The organism is Streptomyces sp. NPDC001381 (assembly GCF_042895685.1).
In the GTDB taxonomy this organism is placed as follows: domain Bacteria; phylum Actinomycetota; class Actinomycetes; order Streptomycetales; family Streptomycetaceae; genus Streptomyces.
In genome coordinates this window covers 1-18863 of record NZ_JBIAWO010000014.1, presented here as the reverse complement: position 1 = coordinate 18863, position 18863 = coordinate 1, and the positions used below count along the sequence as shown (strand labels likewise).

At 68.8% G+C, this 18863-nt stretch carries 20 protein-coding genes and 2 pseudogenes; 13 read left to right on the top strand and 9 right to left on the bottom strand.

All coding sequences use genetic code 11. The features are described 5' to 3' along the window. Nucleotides 1-15: 15 nt before the first annotated feature. Nucleotides 16-426, bottom strand: a complete 411-nt coding sequence (locus ACFY2L_RS35545) for a hypothetical protein (RefSeq protein WP_390659112.1) — start codon at nt 424-426, stop codon at nt 16-18. A gap of 222 nt (nt 427-648) precedes the next feature. After that, entirely contained in the window at nt 649-1557 is a 909-nt protein-coding gene (gene rsmI / locus ACFY2L_RS35540; protein ID WP_390659113.1) for a 16S rRNA (cytidine(1402)-2'-O)-methyltransferase, read from the bottom strand. A gap of 63 nt (nt 1558-1620) precedes the next feature. Between rsmI and ACFY2L_RS35535 the strand changes: the two genes are divergently transcribed. The 3 genes from ACFY2L_RS35535 to ACFY2L_RS35525 all read left to right on the top strand — a co-directional run bounded on the left by ACFY2L_RS35535 (nt 1621) and on the right by ACFY2L_RS35525 (nt 6984). Then, complete coding sequence (locus tag ACFY2L_RS35535) at nt 1621-3396, top strand: dolichyl-phosphate-mannose--protein mannosyltransferase (protein ID WP_390824412.1); 1776 nt, start codon at nt 1621-1623, stop codon at nt 3394-3396. A 116-nt stretch (nt 3397-3512) separates the two neighbouring features. Next, nucleotides 3513-5141, top strand: a complete 1629-nt coding sequence (locus ACFY2L_RS35530) for a penicillin-binding transpeptidase domain-containing protein (protein ID WP_390659115.1) — start codon at nt 3513-3515, stop codon at nt 5139-5141. Nucleotides 5142-5310: 169 nt separating this feature from the next. Then, nucleotides 5311-6984, top strand: coding sequence for a penicillin-binding transpeptidase domain-containing protein (locus tag ACFY2L_RS35525; RefSeq protein ID WP_390824411.1), 1674 nt, complete (start codon nt 5311-5313; stop codon nt 6982-6984). A 10-nt stretch (nt 6985-6994) separates the two neighbouring features. Here ACFY2L_RS35525 and ACFY2L_RS35520 read toward each other — a convergent pair whose 3' ends face one another. Then, nucleotides 6995-7348, bottom strand: a complete 354-nt coding sequence (locus ACFY2L_RS35520; RefSeq protein ID WP_390659117.1) for an SsgA family sporulation/cell division regulator — start codon at nt 7346-7348, stop codon at nt 6995-6997. A 216-nt stretch (nt 7349-7564) separates the two neighbouring features. Between ACFY2L_RS35520 and ACFY2L_RS35515 the strand changes: the two genes are divergently transcribed. The 6 genes from ACFY2L_RS35515 (at nt 7565) to ACFY2L_RS35490 (ending at nt 12472) form a co-directional block, all read left to right on the top strand. Next, on the top strand, nt 7565-8659 hold the full coding sequence (locus ACFY2L_RS35515) for an energy-coupling factor ABC transporter permease (protein ID WP_390824410.1): 1095 nt from the start codon (nt 7565-7567) through the stop codon (nt 8657-8659). Nucleotides 8660-8663: 4 nt separating this feature from the next. Beyond that, nucleotides 8664-9425, top strand: a complete 762-nt coding sequence (cbiQ, locus tag ACFY2L_RS35510) for a cobalt ECF transporter T component CbiQ (protein ID WP_390659119.1) — start codon at nt 8664-8666, stop codon at nt 9423-9425. Further along, the gene (locus ACFY2L_RS35505) at nt 9413-10174 is read left to right on the top strand and encodes an energy-coupling factor ABC transporter ATP-binding protein (protein WP_390659120.1); all 762 of its coding nucleotides are present in this window, start codon (nt 9413-9415) and stop codon (nt 10172-10174) included. Before cbiQ ends, ACFY2L_RS35505 begins: the two co-directional genes overlap by 13 nt. Nucleotides 10175-10185: 11 nt before the next feature. Beyond that, nucleotides 10186-10653 carry a MarR family winged helix-turn-helix transcriptional regulator gene (locus tag ACFY2L_RS35500; RefSeq protein ID WP_390659121.1) on the top strand — a complete coding sequence of 156 codons (468 nt, stop codon included), beginning with the start codon at nt 10186-10188 and terminating at the stop codon, nt 10651-10653. 169 nt (nt 10654-10822) lie between these two features. Further along, nucleotides 10823-11227: an organic hydroperoxide resistance protein gene (locus tag ACFY2L_RS35495; RefSeq protein ID WP_390659489.1), complete on the top strand. Its 405-nt coding sequence runs from the start codon at nt 10823-10825 to the stop codon at nt 11225-11227. A gap of 81 nt (nt 11228-11308) precedes the next feature. After that, the gene (locus ACFY2L_RS35490; protein ID WP_390824409.1) at nt 11309-12472 is read left to right on the top strand and encodes a serine hydrolase domain-containing protein; all 1164 of its coding nucleotides are present in this window, start codon (nt 11309-11311) and stop codon (nt 12470-12472) included. A gap of 36 nt (nt 12473-12508) precedes the next feature. Here ACFY2L_RS35490 and ACFY2L_RS35485 read toward each other — a convergent pair whose 3' ends face one another. The 5 genes and pseudogenes from ACFY2L_RS35485 to ACFY2L_RS35465 form a co-directional block, all read right to left on the bottom strand. Then, entirely contained in the window at nt 12509-12784 is a 276-nt protein-coding gene (locus ACFY2L_RS35485) for a DUF1876 domain-containing protein (protein WP_390659123.1), read from the bottom strand. Between the two features lie 141 nt (nt 12785-12925). After that, entirely contained in the window at nt 12926-13477 is a 552-nt protein-coding gene (locus ACFY2L_RS35480; protein ID WP_390824408.1) for an IS3 family transposase, read from the bottom strand. Between the two features lie 20 nt (nt 13478-13497). Then, a complete protein-coding gene (locus ACFY2L_RS35475) occupies nt 13498-13821 on the bottom strand; it encodes an IS3 family transposase (RefSeq protein ID WP_390824407.1) in 324 nt (107 codons plus the stop codon). Beyond that, entirely contained in the window at nt 13818-14123 is a 306-nt protein-coding gene (locus tag ACFY2L_RS35470; RefSeq protein WP_390824406.1) for a transposase, read from the bottom strand. Before ACFY2L_RS35470 ends, ACFY2L_RS35475 begins: the two co-directional genes overlap by 4 nt. Before the next feature lie 68 nt (nt 14124-14191). Then, nucleotides 14192-14761: pseudogene (locus ACFY2L_RS35465) on the bottom strand (phosphotransferase); the annotation flags it as partial. Nucleotides 14762-15278: 517 nt separating this feature from the next. On the opposite strand from ACFY2L_RS35465, the gene ACFY2L_RS35460 reads away from it, so the two are divergent. The 4 genes from ACFY2L_RS35460 (at nt 15279) to ACFY2L_RS35445 (ending at nt 17901) form a co-directional block, all read left to right on the top strand. Beyond that, nucleotides 15279-15779, top strand: coding sequence for a hypothetical protein (locus ACFY2L_RS35460; protein ID WP_390824405.1), 501 nt, complete (start codon nt 15279-15281; stop codon nt 15777-15779). Between the two features lie 14 nt (nt 15780-15793). Then, the gene (locus tag ACFY2L_RS35455; protein ID WP_390824404.1) at nt 15794-16459 is read left to right on the top strand and encodes an NPCBM/NEW2 domain-containing protein; all 666 of its coding nucleotides are present in this window, start codon (nt 15794-15796) and stop codon (nt 16457-16459) included. Nucleotides 16460-16476: 17 nt separating this feature from the next. Beyond that, nucleotides 16477-16839, top strand: a complete 363-nt coding sequence (locus ACFY2L_RS35450) for a DUF732 domain-containing protein (protein ID WP_390824403.1) — start codon at nt 16477-16479, stop codon at nt 16837-16839. Between the two features lie 468 nt (nt 16840-17307). Beyond that, nucleotides 17308-17901 (top strand): maleylpyruvate isomerase N-terminal domain-containing protein, encoded by a 594-nt coding sequence (locus tag ACFY2L_RS35445; RefSeq protein ID WP_390824458.1) that lies wholly within the window; start codon nt 17308-17310, stop codon nt 17899-17901. A gap of 9 nt (nt 17902-17910) precedes the next feature. Here the strand turns inward: ACFY2L_RS35445 and ACFY2L_RS35440 are convergent. Continuing rightward, nucleotides 17911-18727 (bottom strand): annotated as a pseudogene (locus ACFY2L_RS35440) (IS5 family transposase). Nucleotides 18728-18863 lie beyond the last annotated feature (136 nt).

Below are 18863 nucleotides of genomic sequence, written 5' to 3'. Positions count from 1 at the left end.
CGGCGGGCGTCCCGCTCAGCCCGCCTTGCGGTGGAAGGGGTGCAGGAGATCCGACAGGTGCCAGTGGTGCGGCTCCCGCGGCTGCTGCTCCCCGGCCGCCGGCACCGGCGCCTCCACCGGGCCCGCCGGGGGCGTCGGGTGCTTGCGCCGGGCCGCGCCGAGGACCGACGAGACCTGTCCGGCCCGCATGATGCGCACGACGTGCCCGTCGCAGTTCTGGCAGGCGGGGCGGCTCAGCGGGGACGGCACGACCCGGCCGTCCGCCACGTACCGCACGAACTCGAGGCCGTCCGCGTCGAGGTGATGCTCTATCTCGTACGACTGTTCCCAGCCGTGCCCGCAGCGCATGCAGGCGAAGGAATACGACTCGTTGACCACGGCGGTCGCCCCGTTGCGAAGGCCGGTGTGCCTTGTGATCTCACTCATGGCCAGCTCCTGTTGTCCGCTGCAGGGACGCTCGAGTCCCGCAACCCAGTGGACTGCTCGCCTGGAGCGAATGCACCCGACCTGTGCACTGTTGAACCCGATTTGGACGTCCCTTGCCCTGGCGCCCGGCCGCCTTTGCCCGCCCATGGGGCGCCCGCTCATACGACATGCGCCCTGCTCAGAGGGGGTGTGAGTCCCTTCACAGCCCCCTGTTGACCCACGTCACAACTCCCCCGCGTTCTTCGCCGCCACCACCGCGTCGAACACCTCCCGCTTGGGCAGCCCCGCCTCCGCCGCGACCGCCGCGATGGCCTCCTTGCGGCGCTCGCCGGCCTCCTCGCGCACCCGCACCCGCCGCACCAGTTCCGCCGCGTCGAGCTCCTCGGGACCGCGCTCGGGCGCGCCGGAGACGACGACGGTGATCTCGCCGCGCACCCCCTGCGCCGCCCATGCGGCCAGCTCGCCGAGCGGCCCGCGCCTGACCTCCTCGTACGTCTTGGTCAGTTCCCGGCACACGGCGGCCCGCCGGTCCGCGCCGAACACCTCGGCCATCGCGGCGAGCGTGTCGTCGAGCCGGTGGGGCGCCTCGAAGTACACGAGGGTGCGCCGCTCCTCGGCGACCTCCCGCAGCCGCGAGAGCCGCTCCCCCGCCTTCCTCGGCAGGAAGCCCTCGAAGCAGAAGCGGTCGACGGGCAGCCCGGACAGCGCGAGCGCGGTGAGCACGGCGGACGGGCCGGGCACGGCGGTGACCCGCACGTCCCGCTCGACGGCCGCGGCGACCAGCCGGTACCCGGGGTCGGAGACGGACGGCATGCCCGCGTCCGTGACGAGCAGCACGCGGGCGCCGCCGAGCAGGTCCTCGACGAGTTCGGGCGTGCGGGCGGACTCGTTGCCCTCGAAGTACGACACGACCCGTCCCTTGGGTGTCACCCCCAGCGCCTGCGTCAGCCGGCGCAGCCTGCGGGTGTCCTCGGCGGCGACGACATCGGCACCGGCCAGTTCCTCGGCGAGCCGCGGCGGTGCGTCGGACACGTCCCCGATGGGCGTGCCGGCGAGAACGAGGACTCCGGGCGCGGTCGCGGAGCGGGTCGCGGGCGTGGATCCGGGCGGGTTTCCGGGGGCAACTGTCACGTTTCCATCCTCGCAGGGGGCGACGCACGGGACTCACACAGACCTGTTCCCTACGATGGCGCGGTGACCAGTACCGCGTCCTCCATGGACTCCACGGGCTCCACTGACCACCGGCCCGCACCGACCGCGCACGACCAGGCGTCCGACCTGCGGCCGTCGTCGTGGCAGCTGCGGCTGCGCCGTTTCGGATACACGGCGGAGCCCGCGGGCGACGTGCGGGAGCGGCTGGTGCCGCCGTACGCGCGGCCCGGCTCCCGGCTGTGGCAGACGCTCGGACTGCCGCCCGGGTGGGCCGACCGGCTCACCCGCTGGTCGGGCTGGGGCGGTCCGCTGCTGATCACGCTGATGGCGGGCGTGATGCGGTTCTGGAACCTGGGCAACCCGAAGCGGGTGATATTCGACGAGACGTACTACGCCAAGGACGCGTGGGCTCTCGTCCACCGCGGGTTCGAGGTCAACTGGGACAAGAACGCCAACGACGCCATCCTCTCCTCGGGCGGTCACGTGCCCGTCCCGACGGACGCGGCGTACGTCGTGCATCCGCCCGTCGGCAAGTACGTGATCGGACTGGGCGAGCTGGTCTTCGGGTTCGACCCGTTCGGCTGGCGGTTCATGGCGGCGTTGCTCGGGACCCTTTCGGTGCTGATGCTGTGCCGGATCGGCCGCCGCGTCTTCCGCTCCACCTTCCTGGGCTGCCTCGCGGGCGCGCTGATGGCGGTGGACGGGCTGCACTTCGTGATGAGCCGTACCTCGCTGCTCGACGGGGTGCTGATGTTCTTCGTGCTGGCGGCGTTCGGCGCGCTGGTCGTCGACCGCGACAAGGCGCGCGAACGGCTGGCGGCGGCGCTCCCGCCGGACGTGGACGGCCGGGTCCGCCCGAACGCGCACCCCGCGGAGACCACGCGGCTGGGATGGCGCCCGTGGCGCTGGGTGGCGGGTCTGATGCTGGGCCTGGCCATCGGCACGAAGTGGAACGGCCTCTACATCATGGCCGCGTTCATCCTGATGACGCTGCTGTGGGACGTCGGCTCGCGCAAGGTGGCCGGCGCCCGCCACCCGTACGCGGCGGTGCTGAAGCACGACACGGGCCTGACGTTCCTGGCCACGGTCCCGGTCGCGCTGGTCACCTACCTCGTGTCGTGGACGGGCTGGATCCTCTCCGCGGACGACGGGTCGGGCGGCTACTACCGCAACTGGGCGGCCACCGACGGCAAGGGCGGCAACTGGACCTGGCTGTTCCCGGACTGGCTGCGCAGCCTGTGGCACTACGAGCACGAGGTGTACGAGTTCCACACCCACCTCACCTCGCCGCACAACTACCAGTCGAACCCGTGGAGCTGGATCGTCCTGGGCCGCCCGGTCTCGTACTTCTACGAGTCCCCCTCGCCCGGCACGGACGGCTGCCCGGCGGACGCGGGCGAGAAGTGCGCGCGCGAGGTCCTCGCGATCGGCACCCCGCTCCTGTGGTGGGCGGCCTGTTTCGCGGTCCTGTACGTGCTGTGGCGCTGGCTGTTCCGCCGGGACTGGCGCGCGGGCGCGATCGCCTGCGGCATCGCGGCCGGCTACCTCCCGTGGTTCATGTACCAGGAACGCACGATCTTCCTCTTCTACGCCGTCGTCTTCCTGCCGTTCCTGTGTCTGGCGGTGGCGATGATGATCGGCGCGATCGTCGGCCCACCGGGTTCGAGCGACACCCGGCGCGTGGCGGGGGCGACCGGCGCGGGCGTCCTGGTGCTGCTGATCGCATGGAACTTCATCTACTTCTGGCCCCTGTTCACCGGCACCGCCATCCCGATCGACGACTGGCGTTCACGTATGTGGTTGGACACCTGGGTCTAACGATTCCGAAAACTGCCGTCCCACACGCCGGCCTTTCCGCTTACTGTGAGCCTGACCAGAGCTTTCTGAACACGTTCAGAAACTGCCCGTAAGGGCACAACGGGGAGGGTTCGCACATGCGCAAGGGGGCAAAGGCGGCGATAGTCGGCACGGTGTTCGCCGTGATGGTGGGCGGAGCCGGCTACGGCGCCTTCAACATCGTGAGCGCGGTGGGCGGAGGCGACGGTCCGGGATCGGGCGGGGGGCCGGCGCCCGTGCGGACCGGCCCGCCGAGCCGCGCCGAGGTGAAGGAGACCAGCACCAGGTTCTTCGCGGCGTGGGAGAAGGGGCAGGCCGCCGCGGCGGCCGCGCTCACCAACAACGCCGGGAAGGCGGAGCCGCTGCTGACCTCGTACGGCGCGAGCGCGCACATCACCGGGGTGAAGATCACACCGGGGGCCGCGGTCGGGGACAGCGTGCCGTTCACGGTGAGGGCGACGGTGTCGTACGAGGGGAAGTCGAAGCCGCTCGCCTACGAGAGCGGGCTGACCGTGGTACGGGGCGTCACCACCGGGAAGGCGCTGGTGGACTGGGAGCCGTCGGTCGTCCATCCCCAGCTGAAGGACATGGACGACACCCTGGTCACCGGCGACTCCGCGTCACCACCGATCGAGGCGGTGGACCGCGACGGCAAGGTGCTGACCAAGGAGAAGTACCCCTCCCTGGGGCCGATCCTGGACGAACTGCGCGCCAAGTACGGCGACAAGGCGGGCGGCACGCCCGGTGTCGAACTGGCGATCCACCACGCCGCCCCGGAAGCCGCCGACACCTCGCTGCTGACCCTGTCCAAGGGCAAGGCCGGCAAGCTGCCCACCACGCTCAGCGCGGGCGTGCAGGCGGCCGCGGAGCAGGCGGTGCGCAAGTACGGCGAGTCGTCGGTGGTGGCCGTCAAGCCGAGCACCGGTGAGGTGCTGGCAGTTGCCAACAACCGGACCGACGGCTGGAACGCGGCGTTCCTCGGGGAGGTGGCGCCCGGCTCCACCATGAAGATCGTCAGTGCGGCCACCCTCATCGACAACGGGATCACCACGGCGAACGGACCGGCGCCCTGTCCGGCCGAGGCGGTGTGGCAGAGCCAGACCTTCCACAACATCGAGGACATGGTCCCCGACGAGAAGGCCACCCTCTCGGCGAGCTTCGCCCGCTCCTGCAACACGGCCTTCGTGAAGTTCGCCGACGAGGTGAAGGTCGAGTCGCTCACCGACGAGGCCAGGGACCGCTTCGGGATCGGCCTCGACTGGAAGACCGGCATCCCCTCCTTCGACGGCTCCGTCCCGGCCTCCGGCGGCCCGGACACCGCGGCCAACCTGATCGGGCAGGGCCAGGTCCAGATGAACCCGCTGAACATGGCGTCGGTGACGGCGACCGCGATGACGGGCGCCTTCCGGCAGCCGGTGATCGTGCCGCGCAGCCTCGACGGCCGTGAACTGGCCACGGCACGCGGGCTGCCGGCCGGCACCGTGCAGCAGCTGCGCGCCATGATGAACCGCACCGCGACCAGCGGCACCGCCGCCGAGGTGATGTCCGGGCTCCGCGGCCAGGTCGGCGCGAAGACCGGCTCCGCCGAGGTCGACGGACAGGCCAGGTCCAACAGCTGGTTCACCGGCTACCACGACGACGTGGCCGCCGCCGCCATGGTCCAGGACGGCGGTCACGGCGTCGACGCCTCCGGCCCGATCGTCGCGCAGGTGCTGCGCGCGGGGTGACGCGTCTCCCGGGCCCCTGGTTCAGTCCTGTAACAGCGGGGTGGCTGACGTCACACGTGACGTCACCCCCACAGGACGGGACTCTAGGGTGGTTGTCGTCGTTGGGGTGAGTGAGGGCAACGAGGGCAGCGGGGCTCGGGGTGCCCCTGGGGATCTCGGAGGATCAGCAGTGGGCAAGAGAAGGCGCGTCGACGAGCGGCGCAGCAAGCGGCGGCCCCTCGTCGTCGGCGGCATGATCGCGGTCGTCGTCGGCGGCGCCGGGCTCGGTGTCTACGCGCTGTACGGCGGCGGTGCGGCGGCCGAGGACGGTGCGGCGGCCCAGGCCGGGAAGAAGCCGGTGGTGAAGACCGGCCCGCTGTCGGCGACGGAGGTCACGACGGCGGCGCGGACGTTCCTCACCGCCTGGCAGCGGGGCGAGGTGACCCGGGCGGCCGCCGCGACCGACGACGCCACGGCCGCCACCGCCCTGCTGACCGGTTACACCAAGGACGCCCGCATCACCGGCGTCACCCTCACGGCGGGCACCCGCACGGGCGACAAGGTCCCCTTCTCCGTGAAGGGGACGGTGACCTACAAGAAGGTCAGCAAGCCGATCGCGTACGACAGCGCGCTGACCGTCGTGCGGCGGGCGAAGGACGGCAGGCCGCTGGTCGACTGGCACGCGTCCGTGGTGCATCCCGATCTCGCCGACGGCGACACCCTGGTGACCGGAGAGGCGGGCGACCCGCCCGTCACCGCGCTCGACCGGGACGGCGGTGAGATCACCGCTGCCGAGTACCCCTCCCTGGGCACCGTGCTGGACGGGCTGCGGGAGAAGTACGGCAAGAAGGCGGGCGGCACGGCGGGCGTGGAGCTGCGCGTGGTGCGCGGCAAGGCGTCGAAGGCGAAGAAGTCCTCCGACAAGACCCTCCTGGAGCTCAGCAAGGGCACCCCGGGCAAGGTGAGGACGACGCTGAGCCCGGCCCTGCAGGCCGCCGCGGAGCGGCAGGTCGCGAAGTCCTCGCGCGCGTCCGTCGTCGTCCTGCGCCCCTCCACCGGCGAGATCCTCGCGGTGGCGAACACCAACCACGGCTTCAACACGGCCTTCAACGGCTCGCTGGCGCCCGGCTCCACCATGAAGGTCATCACGTCGTCGCTGCTCATCGAGAAGGGCCTGGCGTCGGCGGACAAGGGGCACCCCTGCCCGAAGACGTTCACCTACGGCGGCTGGAAGTTCCACAACGACGACGACTTCCAGATCAAGGGCGGCACGTTCAAGGCGAGCTTCGCCCGGTCCTGCAACACGGCCTTCATCAGCCAGGCCGGCAAGCTCGACGAGGACAGCCTGACCAAGCAGGCGCAGCAGGTGTTCGGCCTGTCGATGAACAACTGGGCGATCGGCGTACCCAGTTTCGACGGCTCGGTGCCGGTGCAGTCGGCGGCCCAGATGGCGGCCTCGCTGATCGGCCAGGGCGGGGTGCGGATGAACCCGCTGAACATGGCGTCGGTGTCCGCGACGGTGAAGTCGGGCACCTTCCACCAGCCGTACCTGGTCGCGCCGTCGGTCGACGACCGCACCCTCGCCACGGCCTCGCGCTCGATGTCCCCGTCCACGCTGTCGCAGCTGCGGGAGCTGATGAACTACACCGCCGCGTACGGCACCGCCGCCGAGGCGATGTCCGGCCTGGGCCCCGACTACGGCGCCAAGACGGGCTCGGCGGAGGTCGACGGGCAGTCCAAGCCCAACGGCTGGTTCACCGCCTACCGCGGCGACCTCGCGGCGGCGGGCGTCGTCCAGGCGGGCGGGCACGGCGGCGACACGGCCGGCCCGATCGTGGCGTCCCTGCTGCGGATGGGCGGCTGAGCCGCGACGGTCAGTGGGTGACCGGCTGCGCGGCCATGTACGTGCGGCGCAGGAAGCGCAGGAGCGTCTTGGACTCGAACTGGACGACCGAGACGCCGTGCGAGGAGTGGAACTCGACCACGGCCTGCACCCGGCCGCACGGCCACACCCGCACCTCTCCGGTGCCGGTGGGGGCGCGCAGGCCCTGTTCGAGGAGGGTGCGCTCGAAGGTCCACTCGTGCCGGCCGGGCAGCCCGACGCGCACCGAGCGGGGGTCGTTGTCGGGGTCGTAGCGAAGGACCACGGGGACGGCCGTTCTCTCGTCCTCGACAAGGTCCGCGTCCGTGACGATGTGGGCTCGTGCGTACTGCTCGACTACAGACATCGAACCGCCTCTCACCCTGCGTGAGCTGTGGGGAGGCTGTGCGTTCACTCCCCCTCCAATGTCGCATATTTTCCGGAATGCGCTCCTCCGCGCCGGCGTATCTCACATGTGCGATACCCGGAGGGGGCGCGAAAGAGGCCTGCGCGCACCCCTGAGTACCACGCACAAGCGCCTCGCTCTTGCGAACGGTTCGCATTAAGCCACTATCATCGAACGGTGCACGTACCCGACGGATTCATCAACGCCCCGACCTCCGCCGTGACCGGAGTCGTCGCCGCGGGCGCCATCGCCGTGAGCCTGCGCGGCGCGCGCCGCGAGCAGGGGGGCACCTCCCGCTCGAGCGCAGCCGAGAGTGGGGGAGAGCGGACGGCACCTCTGGCAGGCCTGGTGGCGGCGTTCATCTTCGCCGTGCAGATGCTGAACTTCCCCGTCGCGGCGGGCACCAGCGGCCATCTGCTGGGCGGCGCGCTCGCCGCGATACTCGTGGGCCCCTTCACCGGGGTCCTGTGCGTGTCCGTGGTCCTGCTGATGCAGGGCATCCTCTTCGCCGACGGCGGCCTGACCGCGCTCGGCGTGAACGTCACCGACATGGCGATCGTGACGACGGTCGTGGCGTACGCCGTCTTCCGCGGCCTGGTGAAGGTGCTGCCGCGCACCCGCCGGTCCGTCACCGTCGCGTCCTTCGTCGCCGCCCTGCTGTCCGTCCCCGCGGCGGCCGTGGCGTTCACCTTCGTCTACTGGATCGGCGGCACCACCGACGTGGCGATCGGCAAGGTCGCCACCGCGATGGTCGGCGTGCATGTGCTGATCGGCGTCGGCGAGGCCGCGATCACCGCGCTGACCGTGGGCGCCGTGATCGCCGTACGGCCGGATCTCGTGTACGGCGCGCGAGGCCTGCAGCAGAGGCTCAAGCTGCGGGTGAACGGCGCGCTCGTCGACGTACCCGCCGCCGAGGGGGCGCGCACGGCGCCCGTGGCGGCGCGCACCTCCCGCCGCACGCTCTGGGTGACCGGTCTCGTCACCTCCCTCGTCCTGGCGGGCTTCGTCAGCTTCTACGCCTCCGCTAGCCCCGACGGCCTGGAGAAGGTCGCCGCCGACCAGGGCATCGACCGCAAGACCGAGCAGCACGCGTCCTCCGACTCCCCGCTGGCCGACTACGGCGTCGAGGACGTGACGAACGCCCGGCTGTCCGGCGGGCTCGCGGGCGTGATCGGGGTGGGCGTGACCGCCGTCGCGGGCAGCACCGTCTTCTGGGTGGTGCGCCGGCGCCGCGCGGCGGACGTCTCCCCCACCGCCGCAGAGAACGTCTGACGCCGTGGGTGCCGGACACGCCCACAGGCTCTACCGGCACGGGCACTCGCCCGTGCACGGCCTGCCGTCGCACACCAAGCTCGCCGCCGCCTTCGCCTTCGTGGTCGTCGTGGTCTCCACGCCCCGGGAGGCGATGTGGGCGTTCGCGCTGTACGCCGTCCTGCTCGCGGTCGTCGCGCATCGCGCGCGCGTGCCGGCCGGCTTCCTGCTGAAGCGGCTGCTGATCGAGGTGCCGTTCGTCGCGTTCGCCGTGCTGATGCCGTTCGTGGCGGAGGGCGAACAGGTGGACGTCCTCGGTCTGTCGCTGAGCGTCAACGGCCTCTGGGGCGCCTGGAACGTCCTCGCCAAGGGCACCCTGGGCGTCGCCGCCTCCGTACTCCTCGCGGCCACCACGGAACTGCGGGAACTCCTGCTCGGCCTCCAGCGGCTGAAGCTGCCCCCGCTGCTCGTGCAGATCGCGTCCTTCATGATCCGCTACGGCGATGTCGTCACCGCCGAGATGCGGCGGATGCGGATCGCGCGCGAGTCGCGCGGTTTCGAGGCGCGGGGCGTACGGCACTGGGGTGTGCTCGCGAAGTCCGCGGGCGCGCTGTTCATCCGCTCCTACGAGCGCGGGGAGCGCGTGCACCTGGCCATGGTGAGCCGGGGGTACGCCGGTTCGATGCCGGTGATCGACGAAGTGACCGCGTCCCGGGCGCAGTGGTCGTACGCCCTCGCCCTCCCGTTCGCCGCCCTCGTCGTCTGCGTGTTGGGATGGGCCCTGTGAGTACTGCTTCCCTGGAGGTCTCCGGCCTCGCCTTCGCCTACCCCGACGGCCACCAGGCCCTGTTCGGCGTGGACTTCTCCATCGCGCGCGGGGAGCGGGTCGCGCTGCTCGGCCCGAACGGCGCCGGCAAGACGACCCTCGTGCTGCATCTCAACGGCATCCTGACCGGCGGCGCGGGCACCGTCACGGTGGCCGGACTGCCCGTCGGCAAGCGGCACATGGCCGAGATCCGGCGCAAGGTCGGCATCGTCTTCCAGGACCCGGACGACCAGCTGTTCATGCCGACGGTCCGCGAGGACGTCGCGTTCGGCCCCGCGGCGGCCGGGCTGAAGGGCGCCGAGCTGGAGGAGCGCGTGGACCGGGCGCTGGCGCAGGTCGGCATGTCCGCCTTCAAGGAGCGCCCGCCGCACCACCTGTCCTTCGGCCAGCGCCGCCGGGTCGCCGTCGCGACGGTGCTGGCCATGGAACCGGAGATCCTGGTCCTGGACGAGCCGTCCTCCAACCTCGACCCCGCTTCCCGCCGTGAACTCGCCGACATCCTGCGCTCGTTGGACGTGACGGTCCTGATGGTCACCCACGACCTGCCGTACGCCCTGGAGCTGTGCCCCCGCTCCCTGATCCTCAGCGAGGGCGTGATCGCGGCGGACGGCCGGACGGGCGAACTGCTGGCCGACGAGGCCCTCATGAACGCCCACCGTCTGGAGCTGCCCTTCGGGTTCGACCCCCGCTCCGTGACAATGGGCGCGTGACGAATGGGCGCGTGACCAACGAAGACCCGGTGGGCGAGCGTGCGCCGCTGCTCGACGAGCAGCTGTGCTTCGCGCTGTACGCGGCCCAGCGCGCGGTGACGGCCGCGTACCGGCCGCTCCTGGACGAGCTGGGGCTCACCTATCCGCAGTACCTCGTCCTGCTGGTGCTGTGGGAGCACGGCGAGACGACGGTCAAGGAGCTCGCGGCGGCTCTGCGGCTCGACTACGGCACGATGTCGCCGCTGCTGAAGCGCCTGGAGGGGGCGGGCCTGGTGCGCCGGGAGCGCTCGGCGCGGGACGAGCGCACGGTGCTCGTGGCGTGCACCGAGCGCGGCGAGGAGCTGAAGGGGCGCGCGGCGCGTGTCCCCGGTGCGCTGCTGACGGCGACGGGGCTGGAGGCGGCGGAGGTGGCGCGGCTGCGCGAGGAGTTGTGGGGGCTCGCGGAACGGGCGCACGCCGCGGCGGACCGCGGCCGGTAGTCCGATCCGAAGTTACCCACGGTTACCACCCCCCTGCCCGGTCACAACATCCCTACCGGCCGGTACCTTGTGCACGATGTAATTCCGGAAAGTTCCTGGGGGAGGTCCCGCCGTGACCGAAGGCGCCGCCGTCGACAACGCCGCCGTCGACACCCGTCCGACGAAGATCATGTACGTCGCCGAGGCGACCGCCCACGGCGGCCGCGACGGGTACGTGACCAGCCAGGACGGCCAGATCGAGCTGAAGGTGGCGATGCCGCCGGAGCTGGGCGGCGACGGCAACGGCACCAACCCGGAACAGCTCTTCGCGGCCGGCTACAGCTCCTGCTTCCACAACGCGCTGATCCTGGTCGGCAACCGGGCGGGCTACGACCTGACGGGGTCGACGGTGGCGGCGAAGGTCGGGATCGGCCCGAACAAGAGCAAGGGCTACGGGCTCGCGGTCGCCCTCAGCGTGTCCCTGCCCGTCCTCGACCAGGGCCTCGCCGAGAAGCTGGTGGACGCCGCCCACCAGGTGTGCCCGTACTCGAACGCCACCCGCGGCAACATCGATGTAACGATCATCCTCGGCTAGCGGAACCCAGGAATCGCAGGCTCGTCATCGAGGTTGACCCCAGGGTCGAAGGCGAGTCGAGAGGAACGTACGAACGTGGGCGTGGACGTGAACGGTGCGGTGGCCGACGGGTTCGAGCCGGTCCGGGAGGCGTTCGTACGGAACTTCGAGGTGCTCGGGGACCGGGGCGCCGCCGTCACCGTCTACCGGGACGGGCGCAAGGTCGTCGACCTGTGGGGCGGGACCAGGGACGTCGACGGCACGGCCCCCTGGGAGCACGGCACCGCGCAGGTCGTGCGGTCCGCGACCAAGGGCGTCGCCGCCGCCGTCCTCCTGCTGCTGCACCAGCGCGGGCACCTCGACCTGGACGCGCCCGTCGGCACCTACTGGCCGCAGTACAAGGCGGCCGGCAAGGAGCGCACGCTCGTGCGGGAGCTGCTCGCGCACCGCGCGGGCGTGCCCGTGCTCGACCGGCCGCTGACCCCCGCCGAGGCCGCCGACCCCGACCTGGGCGCGGCGGCGGTCGCGGCGCAGACGCCCGCGTGGGAGCCGGGGACCGCCCACGGGTACCACGCGCAGACCTACAGCTGGCTGACGGGCGAGCTGGTGCGGCGGACCACGGGCCGGGACATCGGGGAGTGGATCGCCGACGAGATCGCCGGCCCCGTCGGGGCCGACCTGTGGCTCGGGCTGCCCCAGGCTCGGAGCGCGCGCGTCGGGCGCGTGGGACAGGTCGACGCGCCGGTGCAGCCCGGCGGCCTGCGGACCCGCCCCAAGCAGTCCGTCACCGACGCCTACGCCGACCCCGGCTCCCTCACCCGCCGCGCGTTCGCCGCGATCACCCCGCTGCCCGACGAGAACGACCCCGCCTACCGCGCGGCCGCCCTCCCCGCTTCCAACGGCATCGCCACCGCCGACGGCCTGGCCCGCTTCTACGCCGCGCTGATCGGCGAAGTGGAGGGCGGGGTAAGGCTGTTCACACCGGAGACGGTCGAGCTGGCGCGCGCCGAGCAGTCCGCGGGGCCCGACCGGGTGCTCGTCGTGAACACCCGGTTCGGCCTCGGGTACATGCTGCACGGCGGCGCGTCCCCGCTGCTCTCCCCCGCCTCCTTCGGCCACCCGGGCCGCGGCGGCGCCCTCGGCCTCGCCGACCCCGAGTCCGGCATCGCCTTCGGCTATGTCACCAACGGCTTCCGGACGAGCGTGACGGCGGACCCGCGGGCACAGGCGCTGCTGCGGGCGGTACGGACGGCGATCGCCGGCTGAGCCGGGCCTCGCGCCGTACGGGGGCCGGGACGCGCTCTACATGTTGATGGGATGAGACGTCCGCCCCGACGCGTCGTCGATCTCCTCGTGGGCCTTGGTCAGCAGTTGCATGGCGAGCTCGTTGAGTGCGCGGGCGCCCGCGATCTCCTCGCCGACCCGGGGCTGGTTGGCGTCGATCCGGTGACGGCTGGCGCGCCCGTGCGCCCGTACCTCGCTCCCGTCGGGCAGCCGGACCAGCGCGGCTGCGCTCGTGTGCTGGTCGTCCTCCTTGAACTCCAGCTCGACGTGCCATCCCACAGCGGTGTGCATCATGTCGATCACCTCCGGAACTCCTGCTTCCAGGGTGCTCCTCAGGACGCCCGGCCGCACCCATACGGCCGGGACGGGCGGGCCCGCCCACGGGACCGCGCACCGGCCGCGTGAAGTTTCCCCGTGATGCTGGACACTCGATGCTTACGCTGCGAGGGCGTGTTCTTTCTCGTGTCGCTGTCGGGTCTCCAGCGGGGTGAGGTAGCCCCAGACTGGATGCCTCCGCAGCCGCTTGCGGTTGTAGAAGATCTCGATGAAGGCGAAGATCTCAGCGCGGGCAGTGGTCCGGTCGGGCCAGCGGCGGGTGCCGATCTCCTCTTTGAGTAGTGCGAAGGAGCTCTCGGCGCCGGCATTGTCGTAGCACGAGCCGGTTCGGCCCATGCTCTGCCGCAGGCCCATCCTGCTTATTTCCCGGCGGAGTTCGTCCGAGGTGTACTCGGCTCCGCGGTCCGAGTGCACGATCCAGCCGGTCTGGAGCCGACCACGTCCGGCGGCCATCGTCAGTGCGTCGACCACCAGGGAGACACGGTGGTGGTCCGCCATCGAGTAGCCGACGATCTCGCGGGTGGCCAGGTCCAGCCAGGTCGCCAAATAGAGCCAGCCCTCGTCGGTGGGGATGTAGGTGATGTCACCGACCAGTTTCGTGCCCGGGGCGGCGGCCGTGGAGTCGCGTCCGATCACGTCGTGAGCGGGCACCGCCTTCTTCGCCGGTCGGGTCAGCGACCGGCGCTTGTGCGCCGGGTGACCCCGGTGATGTCGCGCTCACGCATGATCCGCTCCACTCGCTTGCGGTTGACCCGCCGGTCCAGCCTGCGCAGTTCGGCATGGATACGCGGCACTCCGTAGGTGCACCGGGAGGCGATGTGCAAGACGGTGATCTCATGGGCCAGGGCGTCGTCGACGGCCCGGCGGGCGGCGCGGGCCTGCTCGCCGGCCAGCCAGGCGTAGAAGGAGGAGCGGGCCACCTTCAGCAGCCGGCACAACAGAGCAACATGGTGGGTGGTCTTCTCCGCCTTGATGAACGCATACACGTCGTTCATCGCTCGCTCTCCTTCGCGAAGAAGACCGCCGCTTTTCGCAGCACCTCGATCGTCTCGGCGTGGTCACGGTTCTGCCTCCGCAGCCGACGCAGTTCCTCCCGCTCCGCGCTCGTGAGCTCGCCCGTCGCCCCCTGTCCGCGGTCGATCGTGTCCTGCTTGACCCAGTTCCGCAGGCCCTCGGCGCTGACCCCGATCTCCCGGGCCACCTCGGCGACGGTCTTGCCGGAGGACCGGACCAGCGCGACCGCGTCGCGCTTGGACTCCTCCGAGTACCGCCTGCTGCGGTTGCTCTTACTTCCCACCTGGCACTACTTCCTCTGGAACCTCATGTCCCAGTCTCCAGGTGTCCAACATCAAGGGGAAGCTTCACATCCCCGTGCACCGGCCCCTTGGACGACTCAAACCCCAGCTCCCCGTACCTGTCCCGCAGCTCCCGCCACCGCTTCCGCAAAAATGACCGGTCATCCTCCGGGATCGCAGCCTTGTCGATCCGCAGTTCCTGCTTCCCGAAGGGATCGAACGACGGCAGGTCGAGGCCGGCCGGAACGGTCAGCGAGTGCAGATCTCGCAGAATGCCACCCAGCTCCCCGTACGTCGCCTTGCGGGCGCCCTCAACGATCAGATGCCAGAACGTCACGGGGTGCCCGTCGATCAAGAGGGGCTGTTCGACATCCTCAACGATGCGAGCAGCCGAAAACTCTTCCGCCACCAACCGCCGGGCCACGGCAACCTCTCTGCGCGCCGTGGACAGCCATTCCTTGCCCCGCGCGATGCGCACGACGACCGGCACCGAGGCCAGCCGGAACAGTGCGTTCTCCCCGAAGCGGATCAACTCCGCGCCTCTGTCATCAAGCCCCGCCGTCCGGCACGCGGCACGTAACACCCGCGCAGCCCCCTCCGACGTGAACCCCTCATCCGTGCGAGCAGCGTCAACCGCCATGCCCGTACCAGCTCCCCTAGTCGCGCGCGATCAACTGGCGCTCGCCTAAGGGCGACCAACCCGACGCGCGCCAGACATGACTACGACCGTGCCCATACCGCTCGAGTGACCGCGAGACGCTCAGACACCCCCTGAAAATTGGTAGATCTTGGACATTTCCCTCAAGATGCACAACGCGCCCTTTGACGGCATCCTGATAACAAGGGACCTTGCGCAGACTGCCTGATATCCGGCCCTGTGCAAGGGGCAGACTCTGGGGCATCAGATTGCCGGTCACGGGTTGCAGCAGCCAGGGACACTAAGCATTGATGATCAGTATTTACGCAACCATCAAGTGCGCACGCCCAGCATCTGCAGGCGTCCTCTACATTAGGTACGCCTTATGGGCGCATCCCAGATTTCCCTGGGAGGACACATGGCTACCACCAATCACACACGCCAGTATTCGCCTCGCTGGAAGGCATCTCGCGACTGGCCGCTAGCAGGAACTGCACTTTCGGCACTCATTAGCTTTGTCATGCTCTTCCCTCCCTGGCTCACCGGGGAGGGCGGCAGCGAGAACGCCTTTGGGAGTCACCTTCAGGCCGCCGGACCCGCGCTGATCATCGTGATGGTATTCACCATCATCATCTTCATAGGGATCGCGTTCAATACCAGTGACCGACGGTACCTGATAGCCGCACTTGCACCCTCCATTATCCTTCTGGCCATTTATATAGTAAAGGCCGGAGACGTGTCCGATTTGGCGGATTTGTACAATCAGCTAGCAGTAATATCGCTAGTCAGCGCACGCGTCAGCACAGGTGCTGGAGTTTGGGTCGGACTGATCTTCAGTTTCCTAACACTGCTATTTCTGCTACTGGCACTCGGTCTTAAATGGGGGATGGGAGAGACACTCGTTTATCCCGCAGCGATCACCACGCCACAAGATTCAAGGAAACCCGCCAACTACCCACCACCTCCGGTAGGCCCACCTCCAGGCGGGTCAACCGACTCACAGAAACCCCCCAGCCAGTGAAGAGGTGGCGCGAGATGGACACAAGGCGACGGCCAGTGTCTCCCGCTAGATGGCTTCAATATGCGGCAATTCTCATAGCTACGATGGCGGCAGGGACCGCGGTTACAGCTTGCGAAGACGGGGACTCTGGCTCGCCTCAGTCCACACGTACCGTCATCACCACCCCCCCGCCCGTGACAGTTACCGCAAATGACTCCTCAGCATCTAATCAGAGCGAGAGCCCAAACGCCACGTCACAGACCAGATATTTGAGCGAGTTGGAGCCACTGACATCTACCATAGGTGTGGACACCAGCTCGGCTGAGATAAATGGAAGAGGCTTCGCCCGGAGCGTGACACTAATTGCCGGAAGCGCTGGCCCTGCAAACAGCGCCGAATACAATCTCGGCCGCCATTGGAATCTGTTTTCTGCCACAGTGGGGCTCCGCGACGACTCGCCGACCGGCGGATCTCTGACTTTTGAAGTATCCGTTGATGGGGCACGAAAATATTCCAGACAAATCCCGCTCGGGCAGTCTCTGAACGTAAATTTGGACGTGAGCAACGCACTGCGTCTCAAATTGACCGTTACCTACTCTGGTCAAGATTCAGGAGCCGTTTACTATGGCTCCTGGGGTAACGCACGACTTCAGTCATCTTCGACACTGCCACCATCGAACAGCGACATGAGCTCAGAATAGTGCGAAAAGGTTCAGCCATGAGGAAAGTAGTCGTAGGCATATTGTCAAGCATTCTGGTCGGAGTCGCCAGCTTGGCGACATCATGCGGCAGTGATAATAATTCACTTCCCGCAAACACGATCACTGCGACTGCAACCGAAACAGTAGCGGCCACGCCGTCACCAACCTCCGAATTCCTCTCCGCCATCGAACGCGATCTACCAACCTATTACGGAGATACGTCCAATGATTATATGGTCGGACTGGCCTATTCTGTCTGCGAGCAGTTCCGAAATGAAACTCCACAGTATGACATATCTAGCTGGATTGTAGAGAATGAAGAATTGACCTCAACAGAGGCGGATACCTTCGTATCCGATGCCCTAGCGTACTGCGGGTAGAGGGACGGGCACCTGTTTCTGACAGGGTTGCTCACCTTCCTGACTGTCCCGCGTATGCGCGCCTGGTACCATTCTGCGTGCACGCGTTATTGACGGAGCGAACGTCATCATCGTTTCAGATGGTGCCGTGACAGCAAACAAGGCAATTGCTGTTGCCGCGGCGCGTTGGGGGGGGGTACGGACCTTCCCGAGGGCTACGGCGACTAGCTGAAACACCTGCTGACAACACGCAGCAGGGCGCCGCAGCGTCTCACTGATGGCCCGCTTCCTTTGCTTCTGATTGGCGAAGTGCCGCATAAGCGAGACTTGACCGACGTGCCCCTCTGAGCGTGTTCGAGACCTGCTGTTGCTCCAGTCCTGGCCGGGTAGCTTGATCGCATGGACCAGGGGCGGGTAGTTGAAGCGTTTTGTCTTGAGGCTGGGCAGCTCGCACGGGCGATGACCGGGGTCTCGGCGGCTGAGTGACATCTGCCGACGCGGTGCACCCCGTGGACAGTGAGCGAGTTGCTGGCGCATGTCCGTGTGGTGATTGCCTGGTTGCCTGGCATGCTGGCCGCGCCGGCGCCGACCCGTGCCGAGGTCTCAGCAGTGGAGTACTACCGGCCCGACTCCCGTTTCGCTCCAAATACCAACGCAGCTCGGATCGCTATGGCCCAGGATCATGCGGCCGAGCAACTGAGCGGTGCTGCGCTTGCCAAGGACTTCAACGTCACTTGGCAACAGGTGGACCGACTGTGCCAGGCCGAGCCAGAAGGGCGTGTAGTTCGCACCCGGTACGGCGATCCGATGTTTCTGTCGGAGTTCTTGGTGACGCGGGTGGTTGAGGTCGCCGTGCATGGTCTGGACCTGGCCGACGCCTTGGGGCGCGAACCATGGCTGACTTCCAAGGCCGCGGATGTGGTGCAGGATCTTCTTCTCGGCGGCCCGGATGGGGCGGCGCTGGAGAAGCTGGGCTGGGGACAGCTTCGCTTCCTACATAAGGCGACCGGGCGCGAACCGATCACCAGTGAGGAAGCATTGGACGTCGACCGCCTGGACATCCGATGGCTGACACTGGGTTAAGACCGTGTCCTACGTGGTGAGGCGGAGGAGTCGTTTGTAGCAGCAGAGGGCGGCGGCGAGGCCGAGAAAGGCCAGGTAGTTGCGGGGATCGCGCTCGTAGCGAGGGCTCAAGCGGCGGTAGCCGGTCAGCCAGGACATGGTGCGTTCGATGACCCAGCGGCGGCGGCCCAATCGTTCGCTGGATTCGATGCCTTTGCGGGCGATGCGCACTCCGATGCGCTTGCCGCGCAGCCATTTCCGCAGGTGGGGGATGTCATACGCCTTGTCCGCGTGGAGGCGTTGGGGCTTGAAGTGGCGGCCGCGGTGGGGGTCGTGTCTCGTTTGGTGACCGGCCACCATGGCCTTCAGGCCCTCGCTGTCGTGGACGCTCGCGGCGGAGAGGCCGACGACCAGGGGCAGTCCGTTGGCGTCCGACAGGATGTGCATCTTGGAACCCGGTTTGCTCCGGTCCACGGGGCTCGGACCTGTATGTTCGCCCCTTTTTTAGCCCTGACGTGGGCGGTGTCGAGGATGACGCGGGAGACGTCGATGAGGCCGGCGTCGTCGAGCCGGTGCAGCACCGCCTCATGCAGGCGGCCCCAGACGCCGGCTCTGGACCAGATCAGGAACCGGCGGTGAGCCGTCGACTTCGATACGCCGAAGCAAGGAGGCAGTTGGCGCCAGGCGCAGCCGGACACCAGCACATAGATGATGGCCGCGAACAGCGTCTCATCAGGGTGTCCTGCGTTCCACCGCCCTGCGGCCGCACCCTCGACGGCGGGATCAACGGCTTCGCGATCTCCCACAGCCCGTCCGGAACAATCCAACTCCACGTACCCCGCCCCATACCGAGGTCAACGACGCCTCACCACGTAGGACACGGTCTAATACTCCAGCAGCGGTTCGTGTCCTGAGCTGGTGGTTGTCGTTGTCCCGGTCATGGAGGGGATGACTGAAGTCGCTGACTGGGCGGGTGAGTTGGA